Here is a 1,185-nt window from a genome sequence, read left to right on the forward strand (position 1 = left end):
CGGCGACATGACGCCATACGAATACGGCTCAACACTACTCAACGCATAGGGGTTGACGTGTCCAAATCAATGGGTCCACCTTAGAAGGCCGCATTTTCCCCGCCCCCGGGACCCCCACCCCTTTTTTGGCCACGTCTAAGCTGAAAGAAAATGCCTGCGGCATTTTCTATTAATTGGGCCGCGTTGCGGAAAAGAAGATTTTGATTTGGGCGAAGTTTCTTCTTCGCCAATATGAATTCTTCGCCCAACTCACTTTCTTACGTTGGCGACACAACCCAACAGGAATCGAAGCCCGGTAGGGCTTACAACTATACATCCATTCCAAAAAGGCTGCGCCTCCTTGGAATGGTGTAAGACTACATCTGACCTTCCAACGACTCGCTTCGCTCGTCGGGATAGGTCATGAGGGCCCCGGGGGAGGGACAGAGGGCGAATCGCCAACGTCCCGCAAACAAGACAATTTTCTGGATAATATCCCAACTTACTTTCTTTCTCCCGCGACGCGGCCCAGTAGGAATCGAAGCCCGCAGGGCTTCGCACATTAGAAAAGCGTTAGGGTCGAGGGGGATGGGGCCCCGGGGAAGGGCCAGAGGGCGAATCGCAACGCCCTGGGCCCTTCCCCGGGTCTCAAAGCCGTGTAAAAACGAATTTTAGAGTAAGGAGAATACACCACGTTTCTCTATTCGGTGTGCTCTTGTTCCGAATGAAGATTCACCAAAATCAAGAAAAGGGGTCTGTTCCCCGCCGAGAAATATGTATTTTTAAATAGAGAAAGGACGTGTTTCCACGTCCTCTCGCTATTTGTTTCTTTATTTATTGGCTCTATAATATCCATTGGGGAGTAAGCTCCTCAATGGATATTTTTGTGCAAAAAGATAGCACTTGTTTTCCCTATCGCCTAAAATTAAATCACCACAAAATAATAAAGGGGGGCAAACAAGTGCAAAACAATATTACCACATTACTTTTAGGAATCCAAGACGTCGAGGTTACCGCTGTTTTAGAAGAAAGACGGCTCATTACCATTGACTGCAAACCCGTTCATGATCGGGTTTGTCCTCACTGTGGCTCGACCCACGCTTGGGTCCATGATCACCGGGAGCAAGTGCTTCGGGACGCACCGATGCGCCGAAAGCACGTGCTTCTGCGGGTTAAGAAGACACGGTATGATTGCAAGGATTGCGG

The 1,185-nt window shown here is 49.5% G+C and carries 1 protein-coding gene; it reads left to right on the forward strand.

The annotated features are described in order from the left end of the window. Nucleotides 1-853: 853 nt before the first annotated feature. On the forward strand, nt 854-1,185 hold a 332-nt coding region (locus OCV31_RS09620), incomplete at its 3' end, for a transposase family protein (RefSeq protein ID WP_148474684.1).

The organism is Aedoeadaptatus acetigenes (genome assembly GCF_025566985.1).
Classification (GTDB): Bacteria; Bacillota; Clostridia; order Tissierellales; family Peptoniphilaceae; genus Aedoeadaptatus; species Aedoeadaptatus acetigenes.